This is a genomic window from Niabella sp. CPT15-335-S11 (assembly GCF_058792415.1).
This window is the reverse complement of record NZ_JBYTEI010000002.1, coordinates 529967-556088: the sequence shown is the minus strand read 5'-3', so window position 1 is coordinate 556088 and position 26122 is coordinate 529967. Positions and strand designations below refer to the sequence as shown.

At 46.3% G+C, this 26122-nt stretch carries 26 protein-coding genes and 1 tRNA gene; 13 read left to right on the top strand and 14 right to left on the bottom strand.

The window, feature by feature from the left end; translation table 11 throughout:
* Nucleotides 1–117: 117 nt before the first annotated feature.
* The 5 genes from rny to AC3WS5_RS08870 form a co-directional block, all read right to left on the bottom strand.
* Nucleotides 118–1683, bottom strand: coding sequence for a ribonuclease Y (gene rny, locus AC3WS5_RS08890; protein WP_492466947.1), 1566 nt, complete (start codon nt 1681–1683; stop codon nt 118–120).
* 253 nt (nt 1684–1936) lie between these two features.
* Nucleotides 1937–2233: a cell division protein ZapA gene (locus tag AC3WS5_RS08885; protein WP_492466946.1), complete on the bottom strand. Its 297-nt coding sequence runs from the start codon at nt 2231–2233 to the stop codon at nt 1937–1939.
* Nucleotides 2234–2243: 10 nt separating this feature from the next.
* Nucleotides 2244–2534, bottom strand: coding sequence for a hypothetical protein (locus tag AC3WS5_RS08880; RefSeq protein WP_492466945.1), 291 nt, complete (start codon nt 2532–2534; stop codon nt 2244–2246).
* A gap of 59 nt (nt 2535–2593) precedes the next feature.
* Nucleotides 2594–5023 carry a phenylalanine--tRNA ligase subunit beta gene (gene pheT, locus AC3WS5_RS08875; RefSeq protein ID WP_492466944.1) on the bottom strand — a complete coding sequence of 810 codons (2430 nt, stop codon included), beginning with the start codon at nt 5021–5023 and terminating at the stop codon, nt 2594–2596.
* Between the two features lie 250 nt (nt 5024–5273).
* Nucleotides 5274–5510 carry a serpin family protein gene (locus AC3WS5_RS08870; RefSeq protein ID WP_492466943.1) on the bottom strand — a complete coding sequence of 79 codons (237 nt, stop codon included), beginning with the start codon at nt 5508–5510 and terminating at the stop codon, nt 5274–5276.
* Nucleotides 5511–5725: 215 nt separating this feature from the next.
* Here AC3WS5_RS08870 and AC3WS5_RS08865 point away from each other — a divergent pair.
* Nucleotides 5726–5798, top strand: a tRNA-Gly gene (locus tag AC3WS5_RS08865).
* Between the two features lie 62 nt (nt 5799–5860).
* Here the strand turns inward: AC3WS5_RS08865 and AC3WS5_RS08860 are convergent.
* Entirely contained in the window at nt 5861–6757 is an 897-nt protein-coding gene (locus AC3WS5_RS08860) for a nucleotidyltransferase family protein (RefSeq protein ID WP_492466942.1), read from the bottom strand.
* Nucleotides 6758–7130: 373 nt separating this feature from the next.
* Here AC3WS5_RS08860 and AC3WS5_RS08855 point away from each other — a divergent pair, with 373 nt between their 5' ends.
* Nucleotides 7131–7805, top strand: coding sequence for a hypothetical protein (locus AC3WS5_RS08855; RefSeq protein WP_492466941.1), 675 nt, complete (start codon nt 7131–7133; stop codon nt 7803–7805).
* A 17-nt stretch (nt 7806–7822) separates the two neighbouring features.
* On the opposite strand, the gene lipB is transcribed toward AC3WS5_RS08855, so the two are convergent.
* Nucleotides 7823–8551, bottom strand: a complete 729-nt coding sequence (gene lipB, locus AC3WS5_RS08850) for a lipoyl(octanoyl) transferase LipB (protein ID WP_492466940.1) — start codon at nt 8549–8551, stop codon at nt 7823–7825.
* Between the two features lie 97 nt (nt 8552–8648).
* Between lipB and AC3WS5_RS08845 the strand changes: the two genes are divergently transcribed.
* Complete coding sequence (locus tag AC3WS5_RS08845; RefSeq protein ID WP_492466939.1) at nt 8649–9704, top strand: RluA family pseudouridine synthase; 1056 nt, start codon at nt 8649–8651, stop codon at nt 9702–9704.
* 55 nt (nt 9705–9759) lie between these two features.
* Here the strand turns inward: AC3WS5_RS08845 and AC3WS5_RS08840 are convergent, their stop codons facing one another.
* The 3 genes from AC3WS5_RS08840 to AC3WS5_RS08830 all read right to left on the bottom strand — a co-directional run bounded on the left by AC3WS5_RS08840 (nt 9760) and on the right by AC3WS5_RS08830 (nt 13462).
* Entirely contained in the window at nt 9760–11664 is a 1905-nt protein-coding gene (locus tag AC3WS5_RS08840; RefSeq protein ID WP_492466938.1) for a S9 family peptidase, read from the bottom strand.
* Between the two features lie 95 nt (nt 11665–11759).
* The gene (locus AC3WS5_RS08835) at nt 11760–12887 is read right to left on the bottom strand and encodes a S1C family serine protease (protein ID WP_492466937.1); all 1128 of its coding nucleotides are present in this window, start codon (nt 12885–12887) and stop codon (nt 11760–11762) included.
* Entirely contained in the window at nt 12887–13462 is a 576-nt protein-coding gene (locus tag AC3WS5_RS08830; RefSeq protein ID WP_492466936.1) for an RNA polymerase sigma factor, read from the bottom strand. The genes AC3WS5_RS08835 and AC3WS5_RS08830 overlap by 1 nt, the downstream gene beginning before the upstream one ends.
* A 132-nt stretch (nt 13463–13594) precedes the next feature.
* Here AC3WS5_RS08830 and AC3WS5_RS08825 point away from each other — a divergent pair, with 132 nt between their 5' ends.
* From AC3WS5_RS08825 to AC3WS5_RS08790, 8 genes are all read left to right on the top strand, one after another.
* Nucleotides 13595–13789, top strand: coding sequence for a hypothetical protein (locus tag AC3WS5_RS08825; RefSeq protein WP_492466935.1), 195 nt, complete (start codon nt 13595–13597; stop codon nt 13787–13789).
* 460 nt (nt 13790–14249) lie between these two features.
* Complete coding sequence (locus tag AC3WS5_RS08820; RefSeq protein WP_492466934.1) at nt 14250–15113, top strand: prephenate dehydratase; 864 nt, start codon at nt 14250–14252, stop codon at nt 15111–15113.
* On the top strand, nt 15104–16267 hold the full coding sequence (locus tag AC3WS5_RS08815) for a pyridoxal phosphate-dependent aminotransferase (protein ID WP_492466933.1): 1164 nt from the start codon (nt 15104–15106) through the stop codon (nt 16265–16267). The genes AC3WS5_RS08820 and AC3WS5_RS08815 overlap by 10 nt, the downstream gene beginning before the upstream one ends.
* A 40-nt stretch (nt 16268–16307) precedes the next feature.
* A complete protein-coding gene (locus tag AC3WS5_RS08810; protein WP_492466932.1) occupies nt 16308–17171 on the top strand; it encodes a prephenate dehydrogenase in 864 nt (287 codons plus the stop codon).
* 66 nt (nt 17172–17237) lie between these two features.
* Nucleotides 17238–18332, top strand: coding sequence for a chorismate mutase (locus AC3WS5_RS08805; RefSeq protein ID WP_492466931.1), 1095 nt, complete (start codon nt 17238–17240; stop codon nt 18330–18332).
* 17 nt (nt 18333–18349) lie between these two features.
* Complete coding sequence (gene aroB, locus AC3WS5_RS08800; protein WP_492466930.1) at nt 18350–19369, top strand: 3-dehydroquinate synthase; 1020 nt, start codon at nt 18350–18352, stop codon at nt 19367–19369.
* A gap of 72 nt (nt 19370–19441) precedes the next feature.
* Nucleotides 19442–20812 carry a 3-phosphoshikimate 1-carboxyvinyltransferase gene (gene aroA, locus AC3WS5_RS08795; protein WP_492466929.1) on the top strand — a complete coding sequence of 457 codons (1371 nt, stop codon included), beginning with the start codon at nt 19442–19444 and terminating at the stop codon, nt 20810–20812.
* A gap of 72 nt (nt 20813–20884) precedes the next feature.
* Nucleotides 20885–21910, top strand: a complete 1026-nt coding sequence (locus AC3WS5_RS08790) for a chorismate synthase (protein ID WP_492466928.1) — start codon at nt 20885–20887, stop codon at nt 21908–21910.
* A 64-nt stretch (nt 21911–21974) separates the two neighbouring features.
* Here AC3WS5_RS08790 and rhuM read toward each other — a convergent pair whose 3' ends face one another.
* Nucleotides 21975–22094 (bottom strand): RhuM family protein, encoded by a 120-nt coding sequence (gene rhuM, locus AC3WS5_RS08785; protein ID WP_492466927.1) that lies wholly within the window; start codon nt 22092–22094, stop codon nt 21975–21977.
* Complete coding sequence (locus AC3WS5_RS08780; protein WP_492466926.1) at nt 22084–22482, bottom strand: virulence RhuM family protein; 399 nt, start codon at nt 22480–22482, stop codon at nt 22084–22086. The genes rhuM and AC3WS5_RS08780 overlap by 11 nt, the downstream gene beginning before the upstream one ends.
* A gap of 350 nt (nt 22483–22832) precedes the next feature.
* Between AC3WS5_RS08780 and AC3WS5_RS08775 the strand changes: the two genes are divergently transcribed.
* Nucleotides 22833–23090, top strand: a complete 258-nt coding sequence (locus AC3WS5_RS08775) for a GlsB/YeaQ/YmgE family stress response membrane protein (RefSeq protein WP_492466925.1) — start codon at nt 22833–22835, stop codon at nt 23088–23090.
* 74 nt (nt 23091–23164) lie between these two features.
* On the opposite strand, the gene fbaA is transcribed toward AC3WS5_RS08775, so the two are convergent.
* Entirely contained in the window at nt 23165–24232 is a 1068-nt protein-coding gene (gene fbaA / locus AC3WS5_RS08770; RefSeq protein WP_492466924.1) for a class II fructose-bisphosphate aldolase, read from the bottom strand.
* 193 nt (nt 24233–24425) lie between these two features.
* Complete coding sequence (locus AC3WS5_RS08765) at nt 24426–25526, bottom strand: hypothetical protein (protein WP_492466923.1); 1101 nt, start codon at nt 25524–25526, stop codon at nt 24426–24428.
* Nucleotides 25527–25688: 162 nt separating this feature from the next.
* Here AC3WS5_RS08765 and AC3WS5_RS08760 point away from each other — a divergent pair, with 162 nt between their 5' ends.
* Entirely contained in the window at nt 25689–26072 is a 384-nt protein-coding gene (locus AC3WS5_RS08760) for a hypothetical protein (RefSeq protein WP_492466922.1), read from the top strand.
* Nucleotides 26073–26122 lie beyond the last annotated feature (50 nt).

Genomic DNA, 26122 nt, shown 5'->3' with positions numbered 1-26122 from the left:
AGGGATTGCAAAGGTAGTCAATTAATGATTATCAACCAAGAAAACCATCTTTCAGTACAGAAAATATTTTTACACAGTTAATATAAGGGACCCTGCATTTTTGCTCCGCAATTGTATTTATCGGGCTACATTAACGGCTCTCTTCTCCCGGATCACGGTGACTTTGATCTGGCCGGGAAAAGTCATTTCTGTTTGTATCTTCTGGGCAATTTCAAAAGACAGTTTATCGCTGTCCTGATCGCTTACTTTATCCGATTCAACAATGACCCTGAGTTCTCTTCCCGCCTGGATGGCATAAGCTTTTTCCACACCCTGATAACTCATGGCCAGGGTCTCCAGGTCTTTGATCCGCTGCAGGTATTGCTGCATGATCTCTCTCCTGGCTCCTGGTCTGGCGCCACTGATGGCATCACAAGCCTGGATGATCGGCGAAATGACATATTGCATTTCCACTTCATCATGGTGCGCGGCGATGGCATTGACCACGGCCGGATTTTCACCGTATTTCTCAGCCAGCTTGGCGCCCAGCAGGGCATGGCTCAGTTCGCTCTCTTCATCAGGAACCTTTCCAATATCGTGTAAAAGACCAGCTCTCTTGGCCAGTTTGGGGTTCAGACCCAGTTCGGCAGCCATGATTGCGCAAAGGTTGGCTGTTTCCCGGCTGTGCATCAGCAGGTTCTGTCCGTATGAGGAGCGATAGCGCATCCTTCCCACCATTCGTACCAGTTCTTTGTGAAGCCCGTAAATTCCGAGGTCAATGACGGTCCTTTCCCCAATTTCCATCACCTGCTCCTCGATCTGCCTGCGCGTTTTTTCAACCACTTCCTCGATCCGGGCAGGATGGATCCTTCCATCAGCTACCAGTCTTTGCAGGCTCAATCGTGCTATTTCACGGCGAAGCGGGTCGAAACAGGACAGCAGGATCGCTTCGGGGGTGTCATCAACAATCAGATCCACACCGGTTGCCGCTTCCAGCGCTCGGATATTGCGGCCTTCACGCCCGATGATCTGCCCTTTTACTTCATCACTTTCCAGATTGAAAACGGTTATTGAGTTTTCGATTGCCTGCTCAGCAGCCGTTCTTTGAATTGTCTGGATAATGATTTTTCTCGCTTCCTTGTTTGCCTTAAGCTTTGCTTCATCTATAATTTCCTGCTGTAAGCCGAGCGCCCTGGTCTGGGCCTCACTTTTCAGGCTTTCGATAATCTGATTCCTGGCTTCCTCAGCCGAGAGACCAGCGATCTTTTCAAGGCGGCTTACGTGTTCCTCCTGGTGTTTCTCCAATTCTGCCTTTTTCTTGTTTACCACCTCCATCTGGAGGGTGAGATTTTGCTTGATCGCCTCATTCTCACGAACAGCTTTTTCGGCGTTCCCTTCTTTCTGACTCAGGGATTGCTCTTTTTGTTTGATGCGATTTTCGGCGTCTGCCAACTTGCGGTTACGCTCATTTACTTCTCTGTCATGCGCAGATTTTAAAGAGACAAATTTTTCCTTGGCTTCCAGTTCTCTTTCCTTCCGGATAGTACTTGCTCTTAATTCGGCATCTTTTATAATGTTTTTGGCATGATTTTCGGCTTCTTCAACGCGCTGACGGGTATTTTTCGCAAAGATGAATTTGCCTGCGATGATGCCGGCGAGCAGCGCCGCCACAGCAGATAATAGAGTAATTATTATGGGGTCCATTAATGTTCATTTGTTTTCTTTTTCAAGAAAAGATTACACAATTCGTTAAATATCAAACTATTGACGGAAGATATTTTCCGTGCGGGGGCGAAGATACAAAAGACGAAGGAAAAAGTATCAGGAATTTAACAGGCGAAGCATACTTGAAACGCAAGTTATTACCTTGAATAATGCGCGGAATTCAACCTTTCCAACCTAAGAGCTGCGGATAGGTTCTCGTTATATTCCGGCGGATGCACTTTCCGGTCTGCTGCTACGCCTGAGTCAGCGCAGCGTCAATATGATTCTCAATCTGACTGAGTTTCTCCAGCATCAGTTTCTCATCGGGCATGGAAAGCCCACGTGTGGTTTCTTCCGTAGCATACCAGATGAGTACCATCGAAATATAATCCTGCATATCCTTACCCGGGAAACTTTTCTTAAATTCCGTGATCTTGTCGTTGATAATTTTGACAGTCTGACGCATGATAAATTCATCCGCGGGAGATACTTTCACCCTGAAGTGCCTGTCTCCGATGAAAATATTTACAGGAATGAGATTCTCTTTCATTTTTCCAATATTATACGCTTAACAACGCGATGCACTTGTCTATTTCACGGATATACAGATTGATCTTTTTTTCAAACGCTTTCTTGTCCCCATCGCTCATTTGTTCGCCTACATATTTCCTGGCGTCCAGTTGATGCTGGAGTGCTTCTGCGCCATCTGCCGTTTTTTTGACCTGCAGCCTAGCCTCCTCAAGTGCGGCTTTTAAAGATCTGTTTTCTTTTTGCACCACCGCGTGCTGCTTAGAAAGCCTGGCTAGTTTTTCCAGCACCTTTTCTATTTTGCCTTCAATTTCCGGAGTCATTGTAATAAATGGATATTATGATAAAATCAAAGCGCATTTCACGGAATTGCTATCCGTAATTACTGCTTCCTGATCTCCACTTCCAGATCTTTTTCCAGGGTTTCCATGATCTTTTGCATCCAGCCATCTATTTCAACGTCTGTAAGGGTCTTTTCTTCATCTCTGAATGTAAAATTAACCGCCAGTGATTTTTTGTCTTTACCAATTTTATCACTCTCAAATATATCAAAAAGATGAACAGATTGCAATTTTTTAAGATTGAGTTTCTGCACCAGGTCGGTCACTAACTGGTATTTCAGTTGCCTGGGCACGACCATCGCTATATCGCGGTGTACAGACGGGAAACGGGGAACAGCCTGAAAGACTGTCTTAAATTTACTAGCTGTTTTCATAATTAAATCCCATTGCAGATCTGCAAAGAATACGGTTTGTTTAATATTAAAACGCTTTTGGACAGCCGGGCTCACTTCACCCATCTGACCAACAACCTGGGTTCCCAGTTTCAGGGCGAGCCCATAGCCAAACTGCCCTGATTGCACTTCGCCATAGCTAAAGTTTACCGCTCCAACCGACTGCATCACTTTTTCCACGATTCCTTTAAGGCTGAAAAAATCCACAGCCTTGGATTTAGATTTCCAGGAGTCGGGTAATAGCCGCCCAGTCATATACAGGCTCAGATGGTTGGGTTCTTCAAACTTCCCTTTGTTGGTTACCCGGTAGGTTTTACCAAATTCAAAAAATTTCAGATCCTCGTTTTTTCTGTTGAGATTGTATGCAATCACTTCCAATCCTGTTTCCAGCATGTTCGGACGCATAATATTCAGATCCGCACTAAGGCTGTTTTTCATTTTAACGGTTTCCTTTAATTCTCCCTCGTCAAAATAGGCGTTGTTTGTGATTGAGTTGGTCATAATTTCGTAAAACCCAAGCCCGGCGAGATAATTCGCCGCTTTCTCTTTAAGGCGCTGTAGGTCCAGGGTTTTGTCCACTGCCGGGGTAATAGAGATGGTGCTGGGAATTTCAACATTATCCAGCCCGTCAATCCTTAAGATCTCTTCTACTACATCCGCCGCCAGGGCCACATCGGGTTTGTGGTACGGTACCGCGAGCAGCAACGAATCCAGCCCATCCTTTTCAATGGTAAATCCAAGCGAACTCAATATGTTTTTTACGGCATCAGGATGGTAGTTCTTGCCGCTTAATTTTTTTAAATAATGATATTTCAGTAACACTTCTTTTTTAGGTTCTGGATCGGGGTAGATATCGTAAATATCTGAGATCAGTTCTCCGCCGCATATTTCGCGGATCAGCGTTGCAGCTCTCTTCAATACCGTTACGGTGGCTGAAATATCGGTACCTTTTTCAAACCTTCCGGCCGCATCCGTTCTCAGGCCGTGCCTGAAGGAGGTTTTCCTGATAGAGATCGGATCAAAAAAGGCGCTCTCCAGGAAAATATTTTTCGTTGTCTGGGTAACGCCGCTTTTCAGACCTCCGAATACGCCGGCGATACACATACCACCCTCGGCATCGCAGATCATCAGATCCTCTGCACTCAACTTCCGTTCTTTTTCATCCAGGGTCACGAACGTAGTGCCCTCCGGCAGATTCTTCACGATCACTTCCCCGCCTCTGATCGCATCGAAGTCGAAAGCGTGCAGTGGCTGACCAGTTTCATGCTGGATGAAATTGGTGAGGTCCACCAGGTTATTGATCGGTTTCAGACCAATGGCTTTAAGTTTGTGCTGTAGCCAGCTCGGGGAAGGGGCAATGGTAACATGGCCTATACAGATTCCGCTATACCTTGGACAGGCCCGTGTATTTTCCACCCTGATCTTGAGCGGGAATTTGTTTTTAGGCGCTTTGAAGTCCCTGTTTTCGGGAATCTTTGGCTTAATTTCTTTTTTGTCGTGGTGGGTCAGGTAAGCGCAAATATCCCTGGCCACACCCCAGTGGCTCATTGCATCCATGCGATTGGGCGTAAGGCCAATCTCGAATAAAATATCGCTATATGTATCGAAGTATACACCTGCCGCGGTGCCCGGCTTCGCATCCTGCGGAAGAACCATAATACCTTCGTGAGAATCACCCATGCCGATCTCATCTTCCGCGCAAATCATGCCTTCGCTTTCCTCACCCCGGATTTTAGCGAGTTTCATGGTCATGGGTGGCTGTTTCAGCGGGTAAATGGTCGCTCCGACAGGAGCCACAACTACTTTTTGCCCCGAAGCCACGTTTGGTGCGCCGCAAACGATATGCAACGGTTCATTCCTCCCAATATTCACCGTGGTTAGTTTGAGTTTATCGGCGTTCGGGTGTTGCGTTACGGTCAGGACCTCGCCGATGATCAAACCTTTTAATCCACCCTTAAATTCTTCATAATGTTCTGTACTTTCCACTTCCAGCCCTACCGAAGTCAGGATATGCGCGAGCCTTTCGGGAGAAACGGTCTCCGGAAGGTATTCACTCAGCCACTTATACGAAATTGTCATGTAAACAGGTAATTTTTTAAACTGCGAATATAAACCAAAATCCCTTTCTTCCCGGGTGCCGGCCCTCCCGAAGCACTACAAATCCTTTTGCAAGAATTATTCCACGATTCATATTTTGAATTTTGTTTTAGATAGTATTAGGGAAACGCCCTTCCTCAAAATCTGTTGAACCGGCGTGAAAAAGAAAAACCCCGTGAGGTTTTCGCCATCACAGGGTGTTCTTGCTTAGGTATATTGGTTTTTGATAATATCATGGATTGAGTATCTTGCCCATAAATAAAATGGAATTCGAAGTTTTCTCACTGATGACGATACCAAAGGGCCGGTCACAAATCATCCTGATCTGCCGGGGGCCAGGGTAGGAAGTGAGTACGATACCGATGGTCGTTACCGCTGCTGCTTCGGGCGTTTTCTGCACAGACCCCTTATTGCAACCCATCCACGTGGCGAGAGTCAGAATAAGTATTGCGTACAGTGTATCTTTCATTGCTGCTAATTTGGGTATCCGGAACCCCGTTATTTATAATTAGACGGGTATAATAGCAGCAACGCAACAACGGAAAGCAGATTTTTTAGGTTTTCGACGTTCCAACCTACCTCAGTACGTAAATATTCCTTGAATGGAAGGAAATCCTGAAGTAAGCAGATGCCGGAATTTTAAACCTCGGTAATTATTTTTCGATTATTTTTGAGCGCCCAAATGCGGAAGTAGCTCATCCGGTAGAGCGACAGCTTCCCAAGCTGTAGGTGGCGGGTTCGAGTCCCGTCTTCCGCTCAGAAGTTGAACAAAAAATCCCGCAGCCTGCGGGATTTTTTGTCGACAGAGGTCAGATTATTTTAACTCCAGAGTTTTTCAGGATATTCTCCGGCCGCAATCAGTTCATGAAGCTGCTGTCTGACAGCGGGTGCATCTTCTTTGTATGTAACGCCAAACCACTGAGCAGAAGTCGGCAGCACTTTTACCACGCCATCCGATTTTATGAAATTATCCACGACTGCAGGGATCAGGAACTCTGCTTTGGGTTTATTCAGATTTTCCTTGATAAACGCATTAAAATCCTTTTCATATAAAGCGAATGCCGACGGGTGGAAACACCAAAAATTCATCGATACCACATCGGTCGGTTTTAACTCAACAGGTTCCAGACCATCATGCACCGTAATTTTATCGCCCTCAAACCCGATCCCGATTCTCTCAACCACACCAGCCAGATCTCCTTTACCATCCAGGGTGCAAAGTCCGCGGTTTACCGTACCGTGCTCAGACATCGTTTTCAACAAGTTATATCCAACCACTGCGTAAGTTTTTTCATTGCATTCGTTGTTCAGAAAATCTGCTGCCCTTTTAAAAGCATCATATCCGTAAAAATCATCAGCATTGATCACGGCAAAGGGTTCATGTACCTTGCTGCTGCTGCAAAGGACGGCATGTCCGGTCCCCCAGGGCTTGGTCCTTTCCTCAGGAATTTGCAGACCATTGAGATACATATCCAGTTCCTGGAACGCGAACTCATAATTGACTTTGCCATTTAGTTTCTCTGCAAATTTGCTCCGGAAGTTCTCCTCAAACTGCTCCCTGATCAGAAAGACGATCTTGCCAAACCCTGCCCGGGTGGCATCAGCTATCGAATAATCCATAATAGTTTCTCCCGAAGGACCAAATCCTTCAACCTGTTTCATACTGCCATAACGGGAAGCCATTCCGGCTGCGAGGATCACTAACGTTGGGTTCATGCTTCTAAAATTGAATTTTTAAATGTTCTGGTTTGAGGCTCCAAAAATAAACAAATTAACCAACTATTCCCTATCCATGTTCGCAGCAAACAGGAGTTTCATTTTGACGGATATGCCAAGAAAAACGACGAGTTCATCAGGGTTATGAGTGAACTGTACGCGGGGACCCGCATTCCCACTGATTTTGTATACACCGCCAAATTGCTTTATGGCGTAAATGCCCTTAATCGCCGGGGTTATTTTAAACCGGATCAAATTTGCTGATTATTCACGGCGGTTTACAGAGAAGCCGTTCGCAGCGAAAAGGAACGTTAATGTTTTAAGGATAAACCGGTCGCTCCACTATCTTTGCCGGGCTTAATTCCGTATTTGAATGAATAGAATCGTAGTTTTTTTAGTGGCCGGTATTTTCTTCTCCATAGCAGCAGCAGCCCAGGAGCAACTGCCCGATTTTTCGGTTTACAAAGTAGGAGAGGGCAGAAGCCGGACAGTAATCTCATGGACACAGAACTATCCTCTTATCAAGCAAATCTATATTCAGCGGTCTACAGATAGTGTCAATTTCTTCAAAACCATTGTCTCTATGCCGGATCCGAATATGAAGCAAAATGGCTTTGCCGATAATACCGCACCGTCTGACAACATGTTCTACCGAATATTCGTCCTGATGGACCAGGGGAAGTTTGTGTTTACGAAATCTAAAAGGCCTTCGATTGATTCTCTGGGGCTCGCAGATGCATATAGCGTCGAGGAAAAAGCCACAAATCAACCAACCAATTTCCTGCCCGCCGGATTTGTACCCTCGAAATATGTGTTTACCTCGGCTGACCGTTATGTCAGGGTGGAACTGCCTGCAGATAACAAACAATATACGATCAAGTTTTTCAGTGATAATATGCAACCCTTGTTTGAGCTGAATAAATTTAAGGAAAGACGTTTTAAACTCGATCGTTCCTATTTCCTTTCGGCAGGGTATATTAATTTTGAATTATACGCGAACAATACCCTGGTTGAAAAGAATAAATTGTATCTCCCCAGGGAATTTTAATCCGGGGCCTGGAACTCTCAGCCATTGCTGAGTTTGATGCCAAATACTATTTCGAAATTTCTCCTGAGTTTTTCTTTTACTTCTTCCATATCGATGTCAGCGCCTAATTCTTTCTGAAGGGAAGTAACCTGTTTGCCCTGTATGCCGCAGGGAATAATGAAGTTGAAATAATCCAGGTTCGTGTTTACATTCAGCGCAAACCCATGCATGGTGATCCACCGGCTCGTGCGCACACCGATGGCGCAGATCTTTCGTTCCCTGCCTCTTATTGATGGGTCCAGCCAAACACCGGTTTCACCAAGCGACCGTTCACCTTTCAACCCGTATTCTGCAATGGTCCGAATGACGGCTTCTTCCAGATTTCGCAGGTATTTACCGATATCCGTATAGAATTTTTCCAGGTCAAAGATCGGATAGCCGACAACCTGACCTGGTCCGTGATAGGTAATATCACCACCGCGGTTAATTCGGTAAAAATCAATACCCCGTTTTGCAAGGGCTGTTTCGCTCAATAGCACATTTTCTATGTGCCCGCTCTTGCCAAGGGTGTAAACCGGCGGATGTTCAACAAACAGCAGGTAGTGCTTTGTCGCTTCGAGCCCGTTTGATGCGATGCCCGATTCTTCCGCTTCCCTTAACCTGATCTTGACCTGTACGTTTTGCTGAAGCAGGCTTTCCTGGTAATCCCAGGCTTCTTTGTAACGGAGGCTGCCAAGATCCCTGAATAATACAACCTGAGGATCCATATCGGCCAAAATTAATCAATTACGAAATACGGACAACCCCCGCCCCGGGGCGATACCCCGAATCATGCCTTACCTTTGCATAAATCTTCAGATCGTTATGATGAATAAGGGCGACCAGGACATTAAAGAGCAACAAGCCGACAATGAAGAGGAACTGTATCAGAAAGTAGTCTATAGGACCGACAAAGGTCAGGAGTCCTACCGTATCGATAAGTACCTGATGAACAGGATTGAAGGTGCCACCCGCAATAAGATCCAGCAGGCCATTCACAATAAAATGGTGCTGGTGGACGGACGGGAGGTTAAACCTAATTTCAAGGTTAAAGGCGTTCAGGAAATAATCGTCTATACAGATACCTCACCCGATGAATCAACTATAATCCCCCAAAACATCCCGCTGAATATTGTTTATGAAGATGAGGATGTCCTGGTCATTAATAAAGCAGCCGGCATCGTTGTTCATCCGGGCAGCGGGAACTATTCGGGCACCCTGCTCAACGGTGTAGCTTACCACTTACAGCAACAAAATGCCGTGATCAGTGAGGAGTCCCTGCCGCGGTTCGGGCTGGTTCATCGGATCGACAAGAATACCAGCGGGTTACTGGTACTTGCGAAGACCGACCTGGCACTGAGGAGCCTGGCAAAACAGTTTTTTGATCATACGGTCAACAGAAACTACCTGGCCCTGGTTTGGGGCGATATGGTTGAGGATGAAGGGACGATCATCGCGCACGTGGGTCGTAACCTGCGGCACAGGAAACTGTTTGAAGCCTATCCCGAAGGCGATCACGGTAAAGAAGCCATCACCCATTACCGGGTGGTGGAGCGGTTCGGCTATGTCACCCTGGTGGCCTGCACCCTAGAAACCGGTCGTACCCACCAGATCAGGGTGCATATGAAGCATATCGGACATCCGCTGTTCAACGATGATTTCTACGGAGGAGATAAGATCGTAAAAGGTACGGTCTACACAAAGTATAAACAATTTGTGGAAAATTGTTTTGCTATATGCCCCCGCCAGGCGCTTCACGCGCGGACCCTTGGTTTTGTCCACCCCTCCACAGGGAAGGAAATACTTTTTGAGAGCCCACTGCCGGAAGATATGGAACAGGTCATTGAGAAGTGGCGCAATTACGTAAGCCGCAAACTATAAAAATCACTATATAGTGAATATTTAAATTAACTGACTTGCTCCGGTTTTTCGGATGCTACAAAGTTTCTTTTAACCATTTGTAAAACTCGCGCTGCCAGACAAGTGCGTTCTGCGGTTTCAGCACCCAGTGATTTTCATCGGGCAGATAGACCAGCCGGCTTTTAATGCCTCTGAGCTGCGCCGCCTGAAATGCCTGCAATCCCTGTCCGGGGGGAACCCGGTAATCGCGGCCTCCCTGGAAGATCAGGATGGGCGTATGCCAGTTACCGACAAGATTTGAAGGGTTGAATTTTTCATAAGACTTTTGTGCTGCAGCATTCTTTTTGTCCCAGTAAGGTCCACCCAGGTCCCAGTTTACAAACCACAGTTCTTCAGTGGTCCCGTACATACTTCTTAAATCAAATACGCCGTCGTGAGCGATAAAAGTTTTAAACCGGTTTTGATGAATACCCGCCAGGTAATACACGGAGTACCCTCCGTAACTGGCCCCAACCGCACCCAGCCGCGTTTTATCCACGTAATTTTCTTTACTGATATCGTCAATTGCTGCGAGGTAGTCCTGCATCACCTGCCCGCCCCAATCCCTGCTGATCTGTTCATTCCATTTGGTACCATGTCCGGGCATTCCACGCCTGTTTGGCGCAACGATAATGTAGCCATTGGCAGCCATCAATTGAAAGTTCCAGCGGAACGAATAGTATTGGGTAAGTGCCGACTGGGGCCCCCCCTGGCAGTAGAGCAGGGTGGGATATTTTTTGGCGGGATTAAAATCAGGTGGGTAGATCACCCAGACGAGCATCTTTTTCCCGTCTGTCGTTTTTACATACCTTTTTTCTATCCTGCTAAGTCCGATGCCGGCATATAGGCTGTCATTGGTATGGGTTAACTGTTTCATGTTCCCGGTTGAGATATCTACTGAAAAAATTTCCGCCGCATGGTTCATATCCGTCCGGGTAATCAGTAGTTGGTTGCTATGCTGGCCAATGATACCGGTAACATCGTGGTCGCCGAAACTGATTTGCCGGATTTGGGGTTTGGTCGTGCTGGTGCCGGTATATTTGAGTTCGAAAAGTTGCTCTGTACCATCAATCGGCGCTACGAAGAAAATGGACTTACCATCGTCGCTCCAGGCAAAACTATTTATATGCAGATCGTCTCTGAAAGCGGTGAGATTTGCTTTTCTGCCGTTTTTCATCACTACGATATCTTGTTTGTCGGCTTCGTAGCCATCTCGTTTCATGCTCAGCCAGGCCAGGGTTCCGTCTGGGGCAAACGCTGGCTGTAAATCGTACCCCTTCATGCCTTCGGTCAGGTTTCTGGTCTGTCCGGTGGCTAAATCAAATGCATACAAATCAGTGTTTGTACTTACTGCGTATGCCTTTCCCGACTTTTTCTCGCACGAATAGACAATTTGTTTACTATCGGGGCTCCAGGTATAGTCTTCCGCACCGCCAAATGGTTTCAGGGGCGAGTCCCAGCGTTCACCAGGCATGAGGTCTCTTGCTTCTTCCGGCCGGTTTGCCGGTGCGTAGAAGAGGTGGCTGAATGTCCCGTCAGCCCAGGTATCCCAGTGCCGGTACATCAGGTCGTTATAGACCTGTACGTTAGACTGTTTGAGGTCGGGGTAAAAATCTGCCCCCGATACTTTGTCTATTTTTATGTCCCTGCTACTGATCAGGTAGCGGCCGTCGGGTGACAGGTTTTTATTGGGCGTCAGTCCCTCTGCACTGGCGAGTTCTTCGGCAGTTCCGCCATTTACCGGTATCCGGTAGGTTTTTCTAGGGATCTTATCGCTGGCGATATCGGGGGTTCCGACGCGGTAGATGACAAAGTTTTTGTCATGACTTAATCCTATTGAGGATACTCTTCCAAGTTTCCAGAGCAATTCGGGGCTCATGGCAGACTGGGCGTATGTGCAAACGGATATCCAGGTCAGCAGACTAACGGCAATTATTCTCATAAATATGTATTTGGGCTAAAGATAGGATGGATGTTAATAGATAACGCCACAGACGGGCTGTGGCGTTTGAACAGAAATAGGTGCAGGCCTCAATGTCAGTTTACTTTAACCTGAAACACGTAATCCTGTAATTTTTTAACCTGTTGGGTCCTGTTTAAACTTGCCAGGCTCGATTTATTGTTTAATTTGATATTCCGCAGGGTTGAATCGCCATTCGCATTTTCCTTCGCCGAGCTCAGGGCGTTGAAGATGTTGCTTGAGCGGATGGCAAATACCACGCCTTCTACATCCTTCTGTCTGCCGCTCAGGATACCAATTATTTCACCCCTGTAGTTTAGGATCGGGCTGCCGCTGTTTCCGCGGTTTGCCGGTATGTCTATCTGGCAACTGAGCGTATCTCCATTGTAGCCGGTCCTGGAACTCAGGTATCCCTGCCCATAAACGATTTCTTCGCGCGGGTAGCCCATGGTGAAGATGGGTTCTGCCAGGTCAGCAGATTTCCGGTCGAAGCCATAGGGTATGGCCGGGAGTGTTTTAAAATCCTTATCCTCAATTTTTAGAATAGCGATGTCGGTTGCCGGGTTACTGAAAACCACTTTTGTATAAAACTCTTCACCGGCTGCATTAGAAACAACAACATTTTTTGCATTTTCCACAACATGGTTGTTGGTTACCAGCAGTCCCCGGCTATCAATGATGAATCCCGTACCTCCTTTTGTAAAAGGAATTTCGATCGTGTTATCCCTGCCTTCTTTCAGGTTACGGATTTCACGGTCCTGCATTCTTGTCCGGTGCTCGAGCGAATTGATATTCTTCTTCAGTATTTCGAACTGGCCGGATTGTCTCTTAGGAGTTACCGACAAAATAATGGCGGTCACGATGAGCGCGGTCAGCCCTGCGATAGAAGCGGCGATAGCGGTAGTTTTCTTGTATCGGTTGATCAGGTAAACCAGTTTTGTTTTTCCCGTGCTCCGGACGCCGGTTTTGATCTCACCCATGCCTTCCATGTGGGCGTGTATCTTATCCAGAGAATTCCGGAATTTCTGCCACTCGTTGAACCTGTTAAGTTTCTGAAGCAAGGTTGTATGTTCAACTACCAACTGATCCACTTCGCTGTCTGCTTTACGCAGGTTCTCAAAGTGCAGCCGTTCGTCCGGATTCATTTCTCCGTTCACGTATCGCTCCACGGCTTCAGTAAGTAATATATTTCTGTGTTCGTGCATCACTCAGTCTGTTTTTTATACTGCGAGAAGAATATTTTTTTCAATCTCGTCAGGCATTTATACTTCTGTGTCTTCGCGTTTTCGGCGTTGGTGTAGCCAAAACTCTCAGCGATCTCCTGCATGCTCTTCTTTTTAAAGTAGAATGCTTCCAGCAGGCTTTTACAGGGTTCACCCAGTGTTCCGATGGCTTCGTCCATCAATTTGTACTCCTGTTCCTTTTGTTCGTGAATCCCCAGGTCACTTTCTACCGGTACTTCATCGCCCGTGTTCTCCAGATCAGTTGCATACCGGTGATTTTGCTGTAATTTTTTAAGCCAAAGCCTTCTGGAAACGGAATACAGGTAGGTTCTTATCTGACAATTCAGTTCGAAATTCCCCGATCGCGCCTTTTCAAATAACACCACCATGGCCTCCTGAAAAACATCCCTCGCATCCTCAGCTGTCCCGCTGTTATTGACAATGAGCGCCTGAATCAGGTTATAATTGTGCCGGTAAATCTCCTCCGCCGCCTTCTGCTCGTTCCTTGCCAATCCTTTGAGAAGCTGTAACTCATGTTCAAGTGTCGACTCTTTCACGCCTGGCTATATTTAATACTTTTTTCTTAATATAGTAACCCTTGTTCGTAGAAAAAATTCCCGTTTTTCCGCGGTTACCTTTTCTGTTTTCAGGTATAAATACCGAATAATGTCGCCGCAAAAATAGGTAACATGGGTATATTGTTGATATTTATAGCGTTTGCAACATTATTTCCGGCGGGTTGTCATACAGGTTCAAAGAGAAGTCCGGAGCCTGAGCTTCCGCAAGTGACGATAGATACCCTGGTCATTGTACCTGCAGATACGGTTATTTTTAAAGACACCGGCAGTTCAATGATTTTTGGCACTTCGCGCGATCATCACTGATTTATTCGGCAAGCAATATAGAGTACGCCGTCCTGCTTTTGCAGGATGGCCTTTTTTTTGGGTTGCAGGGCCGCGTTCAGGACCCCAATCTGCTAGTTTAGCAAGACCTAAGTTAAACGACCGAAGTATGTACATTCGGGGTGTTTCGTGAATTAACCGGCGAGTAAGTAAATATCCTGTAAATTACCAGGTGGCTCGAAAGACAGTTTGAAAACCTAAAGTCAATCTAAATAAATTTTAGAGAAAAATTAAGGAATTGAATTGTTGTTTTAATTTTTCATATATATTTGCACCCTCGATGCATTCAACGCGATTTTATACCTGGTTTTATTTTAGCTTTTTCTACTTTAGACTCAAGCCGGGTAATCTGTAGTTGAAACCATTCAGAATGAAATAAATGAATCAACATAAAGAATCCCGGCTAAGAAAGGCCGGGATTTTTGTTTTTAACGGATATCGTATGACAGCAAAAATATTGCAAGAAGAGCCTGACTCACTGCCGCGAATGGCCATTCAGGGGTATGAGGGAAGTTTTCACCAGGAAGCAGCGCGCGTGTTTTTTAATAAACAGGTCTCGGTGGAATGCTGCGATACATTCAAGGAGGTGATTGTTGCAGCCAGGGATCCAAAACGGACGGATGGTTGTGTGATGGCGATTGAGAACTCGATAGCCGGCAGCATTCTGCCTAATTACAATCTGATTCAGAAGAGCAATCTCAAAATTGTGGGAGAAGTTTATCTGCAGATCCATCAGAATCTCCTGGTTAATCCGGGGGTTACGCTGGAGGAGATCAAAGAAGTTCATTCCCATACCATGGCGCTGCAGCAATGTTATGATTTTCTTGACCGGTACGACTGGAAGCTGGTAGAGTCTGAAGATACAGCGCTGAGCGCTAAACAGATCGCCAAGCATAAAAGCAAACATGTTGCGGCCATAGCCAGTAAAACAGCGGCTGAAATTTACGGCCTCGAAGTCCTGGCGCCACGCATTCAAACCCTGAAAAACAATTATACACGTTTCCTCGTATTGAAGCGTCCTGCAGATATCAAAGAAGAACAGGAAGGTAACAAAGCCTCTATTAATTTCCAGACTATTCACCAAAGGGGCAGTCTCGCAAGAGTATTGGGCGTGATTGCCATTCATAAAATAAATCTTACAAAGCTGCAGAGTTTTCCCATCCCGGGAACAGAGTTCCGGTACCAGTTCCATGTGGATATGGAATTTGATAATATGAAAAGTTTTGAGCGGGTTATGGAAAAAATTAAACCGCTTACAGAGGAATTAAAAATCTATGGCATTTATAATAAAGGAATATGGAAATAGCAAAGAGATTAGCGGGGATCGGTGAATACTATTTTTCGTCCAAGCTCCGGGAGATTGATGAGCTGAACAAAGCCGGCGCACAGGTTATTAACCTCGGGATCGGTAGTCCCGACCTGCCACCTCACCCATCGGTGATAAAAACACTCTGGGAAGTGGCGCAGAAGCCGGACGTTCACGGTTACCAGAGTTATAAAGGAAGTCCGGTGCTTCGCAAGGCATTTGCCGACTGGTACAAAAACTGGTATGGAGTGAAGCTGGATCCCGACACCGAGATCCTGCCGCTGATGGGAAGCAAAGAAGGGATCATGCATATCTGCATGACCTACCTGAATGAAGGTGATGCAGCCCTGGTGCCTAATCCAGGCTATCCAACCTATAGGAGCAATGTAAAAATTGCAGGGGGGCATTGCATTGATTATCCGCTGAAACAGGAAAATGATTTCCAGCCCGATCTAGAAGCACTGGCAAAAATGGACCTTTCAAAAGTGAAATTGTTTTTTGTAAACTATCCGCAAATGCCTACGGGGCAATTAGCGCAAAAGGGACTCTTTGAAGAGCTGGTCGCTTTCGCCCGGGAACGCGGCATACTGATCGTTCATGATAATCCATATAGTTTTATTTTAAATGATCAGCCCGAAAGCTTGTTGCATGTTGAAGGTGCAAAAGACGTAGCGATTGAACTTAATTCGCTGAGCAAGTCACATAACATGGCGGGCTGGAGAATTGGTGTACTCTGCGGTTCTGCAAAGAGGATCGGTGAAGTGCTCACCTTTAAAAGTAATATGGACAGCGGCATGTTTCTGGCTACCCAACTGGCCGCAGCAACGGCCCTCGGCCTGGGAAAGGAATGGTATGATGAAGTGAATCGTATTTACAGGAAAAGGCAACTTAAAGTATTTGAATTATTGGAAACCCTCGGATGTAGTTTTTCAACTACACAAGCCGGACTTTTTGTGTGGGCAGGGATTCCCGGGAAGTATAGGGACTGTTATGAAATGGCCGATGAAGTATTACAGCAGGCAAGAGTATTTATCACCCCTGGGGGAATTTTTGGTGATGAGGGAAATCAGTTTATCAGGATCAGCCTTTGCGGTTCACTGGAAAAATTTGATGAAGCCATCAAAAGAATCAAAGAAAATATGTCTCGCGCCTGAGAGCAGAATTTGACAGGGCGTGACAGGCAAATTTATTATTATGGAGGGAGCAATCAATAAGCGAAAAAAAATAGCTGTCGTGGGACTTGGACTGATCGGGGGTTCCATGGCGCTGCAGTTGCATGAAAAAAAATTGTCATCCAAACTCTTCGGTGTCGAAGTAAGCCCCGCGCACGCCCGGGAAGCACTGGAACTGGAGCTGGTCGATGAAATAATGCCGCTGAATGAAGCGGTTGCTGCATCCGATGTGATAGTGCTGGCAACACCCGTAAATACGCTGGACAGCATACTTCCGGAGGTTTTGGATCAGATCGACCGCCAGATCGTGCTGGATATGGGTTCCACAAAATCAGACCTGATTGAAAGGGTCAAAGATCATCCCAGGAGAGGACGCTATGTAGCTACCCACCCTATGTGGGGTACGGAATACAGCGGTCCGAAAGCAGCGGTGCACGGTGCTTTTGAGGGTAAGGCGGTAATCATTTGCAACCGCGAGGAGAGCGACGCCGATGCCCTGGAATGGGTAGAGAAAATGTACACCAAGATCGGAATGCGACTGGTGAACATGGAGGCGAAAGCACACGATCTCCACGTGGCATATGTGAGTCATATCTCACATATCACTTCTTTCGCGCTGGCCAACACGGTGCTGGAAAAAGAAAAAGTGGAAAGCGCCATTTTTGAGATCGCTTCCGCCGGTTTTGAAAGTACCGTAAGGCTGGCAAAGAGTAACTCCAGTATGTGGGTTCCTATCTTCCTTCAAAACAAAGAGAATATTCTGGACGTACTTAATGAGCACATTGAGCAACTGACCCGGTTTAAGAAAAGTATCGAAGCAGATGACAGTCAGCAGTTGAAATCGCTGATCATCGATGCCAATAAAATAAAACGAATTATAAAATAACAATTATTTTAGTCCCTTCCTTCGGAACGCCTGGATACGGCTGCCTGAAGGATAAATATCAACAAAATGATGACAATCGACAGAACACCCAAAGAGCGCGTTTTAGAAGTATGGAATAAAAGACCCCTGATCATCAGTGGCCCCTGTAGCGCGGAGACAGAATCCCAGGTACTCGAAACGGCCCGCCAATTGGCTGCAACGGGTAAAGTAGATGTACTGCGCGCAGGCATCTGGAAACCCCGGACCAAACCCGGAATGTTTGAAGGGATCGGGGCGAAAGGTCTGCCCTGGCTGCAAAAGGCCGAACAGGAAACGGGCCTGCTCACCGCCGTTGAGGTAGCCACGGCCAAGCAGGTGGAAGATGCCCTTACGTTTGACGTGGACATTCTTTGGATCGGAGCGCGCACAACCGGAAACCCATTCAGCGTGCAGGAGATCGCTGATGCACTGCGCGGTGTTGATGTTCCCGTATTGATTAAAAATCCTATTAACCCCGATTTGGATCTGTGGACGGGAGGTGTGGAACGGATTGCCCGTGCAGGCATCAAACACATTGGTCTGATCCATCGCGGGTTCTCGTCCTACGGCAATACCCAATACCGCAACGCTCCTATGTGGCATCTCGCCATTGATATGAAGCTGCGTTTCCCCGGCATGCTGATGATCACCGACCCTTCTCATATTTGCGGGAACCGTGCCGGTCTGCAGGAAGTTGCGCAGAAAGCCATCGATATTGACTTCGACGGCCTAATCATTGAATCGCATATGGATCCCGATCAGGCCTGGAGCGATGCCAAGCAGCAAATTACGCCGGCGCGCCTCAAAGAATTACTGGAATCGATCGCCTGGAGAAAAGAAGGCAGCGCCAATGTAGAGTTTCGCCAGGCACTTGAGAGAATGCGTCAGCAGATCAATCACCTCGACGACGAACTTCTTCAGATACTGTCACAACGTATGAAAATTGCGGATGAGATCGGCCGGTATAAAAAAGCGAATAACATCACGATACTTCAGCCCGCCCGCTGGCAGGAAATCATCGACCTGACCGTGGCTAAAGGGGAGAAACTTGGATTGAGCCGTGATTTCATCAGTAAATACCTCGATGCCGTTCATATTGAAAGTATCAATCATCAGAAAAAAATCATGGATGATCCCGAATAAATATAACTAATTAATATATGAACCCCAGCACTATCAGATTTTCCAGTCAGTCTACTTCATTTTATTTCGACAGCTCTTTCAGTCAGTTAAAAAATATTGTGGATCGGCGCGCGGCAATCGTCTTAACCGATGAAAATATTTACCGTGAGCACGCTCCAAAATTCAGGGGGTACAAAACCATTGTGGTGAAACCCGGTGAGGCAACAAAGATCCAATCAACCGTTGACTCGGTCATCGAACAGCTCATACAATTTGAAGCCGATAGAAAATCAGTGCTGATAGGCGTGGGGGGCGGTGTGATTACCGACCTCGCGGGGTTTGCTGCATCCGTGTATATGCGAGGGATTCCTTTTGGGTTTGTGCCTACTACCGTATTAGGTCTGGTGGACGCCTCTATTGGCGGTAAAAATGGTATTGATGTGGGCCCGTACAAAAACCTGGTGGGCATTATCCGCCAACCGGCGTTCATACTCCACGACATGAATCTGCTGCGTTCTTTGCCTGAGCAGGAATGGGTAAATGGTTTTGCGGAGATCATCAAACACGCTTGTATTAAAGATGCCGCTATGTTCAGGAGCCTGGAAAAATACACCATCGGGGATTTTATGAAGAGCAAGCAAAGAATTTCGGAACTGATCCGGCGGAATGCCATGATTAAAATAAAGGTCGTTCAGAAAGATGAATTCGAACAGGGCGAGCGAAGGCTGCTGAACTTCGGGCATACCGTGGGTCATGCCATTGAGACCAAATATCAGTGGATGCATGGCCAGGCCGTTGCTGTTGGTATGACCTATGCCTGTCATTTTTCGGAGCAGTTGACCGGATTCAGCCAGACTGAAGCCGTTACCTCGCTGCTAACACAGTACCAGCTACCCACTTATACTTCGTTTGACCGGAAAGAAGTGTTCCGCATCCTGAAGATGGATAAAAAGCGGGTTAAGAAGGATATCAACTTTGTGCTGCTGGAAAAAATAGGGAAAGGTATTGTTAAATCCATACCGCTCAACGATCTCGAAAAGATGCTTTCGAGGGTTTAAGAACGGAACTGAACGCTAACTTTACAAAAATATTCTGCCTGTTGCAGGTTTCATCGAATGAACTTAGTAGATATGTCCAGAGTAATTATACAACCCTCCCAGCTATCAGGCACCATTGATGCACCTCCTTCTAAGAGCGCTATGCAACGCGCGTGCGCTGCAGCTTTGCTGGTAAACGGTCGCTCAGTGATCCGGAATCCGGGACATAGTAACGATGATCTGGCAGCAATGGATATCATCAGCCGAATGGGCGCAAAAATAACCAGGCTAGCTGACGGATCAATTTCCGTCGAAAGCGGCTTCCTGGCTGATCCGCAGCACATAGTATCTGCTTCTGACGAGATCATTTGCGGAGAAAGCGGTTTGAGTGTCAGGATGTTTACGCCGCTTGCCGCGCTTTGTGAAAACAGGATCACGATTAACGGAGAAGGGAGCCTGTTAGGTCGCCCGCTTGATTTTTTTGATAAGGTATTGCCGGGCCTCGGTGTGCAGATTCAGTCTGATGGTGGTAAATTACCTGTGAGTATTCAGGGCCCTCTCAGTCCATCAAATATTGAGATCGACGGTTCGTTGAGCTCACAGTTTCTGACAGGACTGCTGATGGCCTATGCAAGTTCACCTTATTTATTCCGGGATGGAAATGAAGTATCCATCTCGGTTAGCGACCTGAAGAGCCGCCCTTATATTGATCTGACGCTTCAGGTGATGGGGACCTTCGGACTCCGGGTCCCGGACAATAATGAATATAAACGATTTACTTTTCATAACAGCGCTGTTCCGGCAAAAGAAGATGGGGGGGAGATTGACTATACGGTGGAAGGAGACTGGAGCGGTGGGGCATTCCTGCTGGTTGCAGGCGCGTTAGCAGGAAATATACGCGTGAGGGGTTTGAGCCTGGCGAGTACACAGGCCGATAGAAAAATCGTGGATGCGCTAATGGATGCAGGGGCGGGGATAGCGATGGAAGCCAAGGGGATTGTGATGCATGCAGCACCGTTGTCGGCATTTGAGTTTGATGCCACGGATTGTCCGGATTTGTTTCCTCCGTTAGTGGCGCTAGCTGCCAGTTGCAGGGGCGTGACAAAAATCAAGGGGGTAAGCCGCCTTAGGTATAAAGAAAGTAACCGCGGAGTGACCCTTCAGGAGGAGTTTGGAAAAATGGGGCTGGAGATCCGGCTGAACGGAGATATCATGGAAGTTTATGGTGGATCTCCGCTGCGTGGTACCGAAGTCCATTCGAGGTTTGATCACCGGATCGCTATGGCCTGTGCTGTTGCGGGGTTGAAAGCAGAGGGTAATACAACCATTGTGGAGGCTCAGGCCATTGATAAATCCTATCCTGATTTTTATGAACATTTAAAGTTGTTAGGGGCTGGCCTAACGGGTTGGATAGATATGCAGCAGTTGGCAACTGGTTACCGGGAGAAGGAATCCCGGGGTTGATTAGTCAGGAAAGACAGCAGTGACGGCGCGGTTTGCCGGCAGCATCAGGATCGATGATATAAAAAAATAATTATGAATACTTTCGGGAATCGTTTCAGGGTACAGATATTTGGGGAGTCTCATGGTCCGTGCGTTGGCCTCGTGATTGATGGTTGTCCCGCGGGACTACCATTACAGCCTTCAGATTTTTCCGGCGATATGGAACGGAGAAAGGGTGGTATTCAAAAAGGTACTACGCCCAGGAAGGAGGAAGATATACCGGATCTCAGGAGTGGCGTTTTTGAAGGAAGAACGACGGGATTCCCGATAATGATCTACCTGGAGAATAAAAACACCCGCAGTAGCGACTATGAAAAACAGAGAGATTTCCCTAGACCGGGACATGCTGATTTTGTGGCCCATCAAAAATTTGGAGGATTTGAAGATTACCGTGGCGGCGGGCATTTCAGCGCAAGGCTCACTGCAGGTCTGGTCGCTGCAGGAGTTATTGCAAAAAAATTACTGACGGGAATAAATGTACAGGCTCAAGTTATCGAAGTAGGAGGGGAGGCTGATCTGGAGAAAGGATTACAGAAAGCGATTGATGCCAAAGATTCGGTTGGCGGGTTGATCGAATGCCGGGTCAGTGGGTTACCGGCGGGTCTGGGCGAGCCTTATTTTGATTCAGTGGAGTCACTGATTGCGCATATGATGTTTTCCATACCGGCGGTAAAAGGTGTGGAGTTTGGGGCCGGCTTTGCGGCTGCGCGGATGTTTGGCAGCGAGCATAATGATGCTATCGAGAATATGGAAGGCAGGACTAAAACCAATAATGCAGGCGGAATTGTAGGGGGGATGACAACGGGAAATGAATTGGTATTCCGGCTGGCCATTAAACCCACTTCCTCCACGCCAAAGATGCAGGAAAGTCTGAATTGGCGGACGGGTCAGGTGGAGAGTTTTTCGGTCAAGGGCCGCCACGATCTTTGCGTGGCACTGAGGGCGCCGGTCATTGTGGAGGCAGCCACTGCGATCGTGTTAACCGATCTGATGATGGCTGAAAACCGGATTCCGAGAATTTGGGAGACGATAGACGCTAGACCAAAGAAGGAAGTTTGATATGTTCTTCTTTGAATTTCGGTGTGTTCGTTTTCTCGGTTTTCTTATCGTCTTCTGATAATTTTTAATTCAAATTAAAAAATCTTCGTTCACTGCTGCGTATGTCGCGGATTCGGGCAAGCTGTTCTTCAAAGTAATCTTTACCGAAAATATGGCCAGGGTTTTTCAGGCGCTCATCGTCCATCGTAAACCCTTTGATGATGTATTTCCTTCAGCCTTTCCGTTGCCCAAATTCGGAAAGCTGTTGCCTGTGAACTATTCACTCTGTAGCCTACTGAAATAATTGCATCAATGTTATAAAACTGAGTTTGATAAATTTTACCGTCAGCGGCAGTATGTGCAAATTTTGCACACACTGAATTCAAGTCAAGCTCCCGGGTGTCAAAAATGTTTTTTAAGTGCTTGGTAATCACACTTCTTTCTACCCCAAACAAATCGGCTATTTTTTGTTGTGTTAACCAGATGGTTTCATTTTGCAGATAGATCTCCACCTTCACTTTCCCGTTAGGTGTAGTGTAAAGCAAAACTTCGTTGAAGCCGTCCTGGGTCTTTTCAGAAAGTCGTTGCGCCATATTTTTTGATTTTATCGGTTTCATTTTGTTCGTTACCTCGATCGAAAGGCCGTGTTTCGAGGATCTCTCGGTACCTATTCCCACCGACACTTGGGCCGTTGGCAAGGTCGTTATTGTCAAAGTTACCTGTTTTGGCACATGTTTTATGATGCAAAGAAGCGACAATAGTCTTAATTATTTAGTTAAGACCAGACGGAGATTGCCTTCTTAAAATCGGATACTTCAATACCAATTATGTTTTGACACTGATTGTTAAAATGAAAAAGAAAAAGTCCAGGTATATTTTGTTCGGGTTTGTTCCATTTTTTTATAACTTTCCGTATCATTATTCACCCTAAAAACTTAAAATTATGGGCTTCTTCTCCTGGATCATCTTCGGCCTCATTGCAGGCGCAATCGCCAAAGCTCTCCATCCCGGTAAAGATCCGGGTGGTTGGATAGTAACCATCCTGATAGGGATTGCAGGTGCTTTTGTTGGCGGATGGATCGGAACACTTATCGGTTGGGGTTCCGTGTCCGGATTTAATTTCAGAAGTTTCATCCTGGCCATTATTGGCTCATTCCTCCTGTTGTGGATATATGGGATGTTCAAGAAGAAAGCAGCATGAACTTACCTGACCGAAAAAAAACATCCGCTTTTTTGCGGATGTTTTTTTTAACTATTTAATATAATCCCGAAGTCTTACGCGTTCCTGTTGATACAGTTCAGATCATCAAACGCCACTTCAAGACGCTTAACAAAGGATTCTTCACCTTTTCTCAACCAGGCTCTCGGGTCGTAGTATTTCTTGTTGGGCTTGTCGTCACCTTCCGGATTACCCAGTTGGGATTGCAGATAACCCTCATTCTTTTTGTAATAATTCAGAACACCTTCCCAGAATGCCCACTGCATGTCGGTATCCAGGTTCATTTTGATAGCACCGTAGCTAATTGCCTCACGGATCTGGTGCTGAGGTGAACCGCTGCCACCATGGAACACAAAGTAAACGGGCTTGGGTCCGGTTCCGTGTTTTTTAGCGATATATTCCTGGCTATTGTTCAGGATTTCAGGGCGAAGCTGAACATTACCGGGTTTGTAAACGCCGTGTACATTTCCGAAAGCAGCGGCGATCGTGAAGCGGTTTCCCACTTTGCTAAGCGCTTCGTATGCTTTGGCTACATCTTCAGGCTGGGTGTACAGTCTTGAATTATCCACATCTGTATTATCCACGCCATCTTCCTCACCGCCGGTAACTCCCAGTTCTATTTCAATGCTCATGCCCAGCGGCTCCATCCGCTTATAGAATTCAACAGAAGTTGCGATATTTTCATCAACAGGCTCTTCACTCAGGTCAAGCATATGCGAGCTGTACAGCGGTTGTCCTTTTTCCTTAAAATATTTTTCGCCTTCATCAATCAGCGCAGATATCCAGGGAAGCCATTTTTTTGCAGCATGGTCAGTGTGCATCACAACAGGTACGCCGTAATATTTAGCCACATTATGAACATGAAGGGCGCCGCTCACAGCACCGGAAATATTAGCCTGAAGCTTATCATTAGGCATTCCTTTTCCCGCCATGAACTGGGCTCCGCCGTTGCTAAACTGAATCATTACGGGAGAATTTACCTTTGCGGCAGTTTCCAAAACGGCGTTAACACTATCAGAACCCACCACGTTTACTGCCGGCATGGCAAAATTGTTTTCTTTGGCATCACTATAGAGGTCTTCCAGCTCCTTGCCGAACAATACCCCAGCTCTGTACTTTTTCATTCTCTTTTACTTTTTTTTAATAAATTAATAAATGCGGCAATTAATCGTAGGCGGCGCAAATTTAATGAATTTACCCGGGTAAATAAATGATATTACTCAGATTTAAAGAAATTGTAATCTGCGGGTTAACTCCCGAAATGTCACTTCAAAACCGGGCCTGAAAACTTGTAATTGCCTCCTGTTGCAACTTTGGCTAAAAGCTAACCGGATTATTTTGTAAAGTCCTTGTCTTTTCCTGGATGAGCTTCAGATTACCCCTGAGCATATACTTCAGGTGTAATTTTAGTATCTGACCCATCGAATGACACCGGTTGAAGGCTTCAGTTTTGAAATATTCGTTCAATTGCTGTTTGAGCAGGTTACGCTTGGATTCGGGTGAAATAACGTCCCTCGACATGATATTCAGTAATTCCATCAACCGGAACCTGGAGACGGCAACCCGGAACGCCATGGCCGATCGCTCCTCGGCCCGGTATTGTTCTACCGATTCCCGGTTCAACTGCTTGAAGACCATCTGCACATAAGGATTGTTTTCCTTGAAAAACTGGGGCAGGTACAGGTTTCGCCTGCCCTCATAGCACTGCTGATCAAAATCGATGGCACGTATGCGATATTGATAACATTCGATATCCGGTGTAGCCACTACTACGAAATTATAGCTTCGCATATCTCCCAGCAATCGCACAAAACAACGCTCATTAAATTTTACGAATTCCTTAGCCAGTCGGGTCTTGTTGGTCTCTTCACGTTCCACATATTCTCTGGCAAAAATATCCCCCCCGATCCCCGGAATATGTTCTTCAACCAGGGTCCCCTTATCGGTAAAGAAAGTTACCCGGTTTGGTGACAGGATATGTTCCAGCTCCAGCCCGTAAATCCTGGAAGCATCCGTTATTTTCATGTAATAATGATCAAAATTCGAGTTGAACTTATTGATGATGCGTATCCGGAATGGCAGCGAATTGCCGAATGCACAATAATCTATCCGCGCCACATCAAGCTGATTCGCAAAACTCAGGTCACCCTCCGTCTTCAGGATCGCATAGATCTTTATAAGGCCATCTTTCAGAAATTCCCAGTCGCGGTTGTCATAAATGGCCTTTTCCCACAAGGTATTGTTCCCGTTAGCGTCTTTGATGGGAATGGACCAGGTAAAATTCAGCAAATCCCGGTGGGACACAGGCAGGTGAACCTCCCGGCCCTGGCGGATCAGGTAATCCGAAAGTTCCTCGTTCACCGGATAAAGTAATTTCTTCCGGGACGGTTTGTCGTTCAACTGCTGAATAATGTCCATAAAGCAATTTACAAAATTAACCGCAATTGTTGAAAAAGCCATCAGTCATACGTCGCAGCCGATGAATCTACCCAGGCTGCAAATAATTTTTAGACCTTTATTCCGGAGAAAATAAGATTTATGTCATAGTTTTAACCGCTCGGGTTTTGTAACTTTGACTTCTTGAAGAAAATTGTAGCGATAATATTCCTTTTGATGATCATGGTAAGCACCACTCATATCGTTGAGATGGTGAAATTGCCATTTGTCATCAGTCATTACCTCGAGCACCGGCGCGCGGATGCCCAGATGAGTCTCCTGGATTTTATCAACTTGCATTACATGAAAAATCAGACCAGGGACGCTGATTTTGACAAGGATATGAAATTACCTTTCAAAACCTTGGTTCATGACCATACAGCAAGCCAGTTGTATACGCCGTGCATCCATTTTGTCACATCAGCTTCATTGGAATTGCGCCCCGGGGAAAAAGTAACTCCCATTTACCTGGCTAGTCCGGGTCTTTCTTTTGCGTCTCCTGTTTGGCAGCCTCCCAAATACTGCTGAGGCAATTCATCAGCCTCAGTCTCCGATACATTGTAAGAATTTAAAATTGA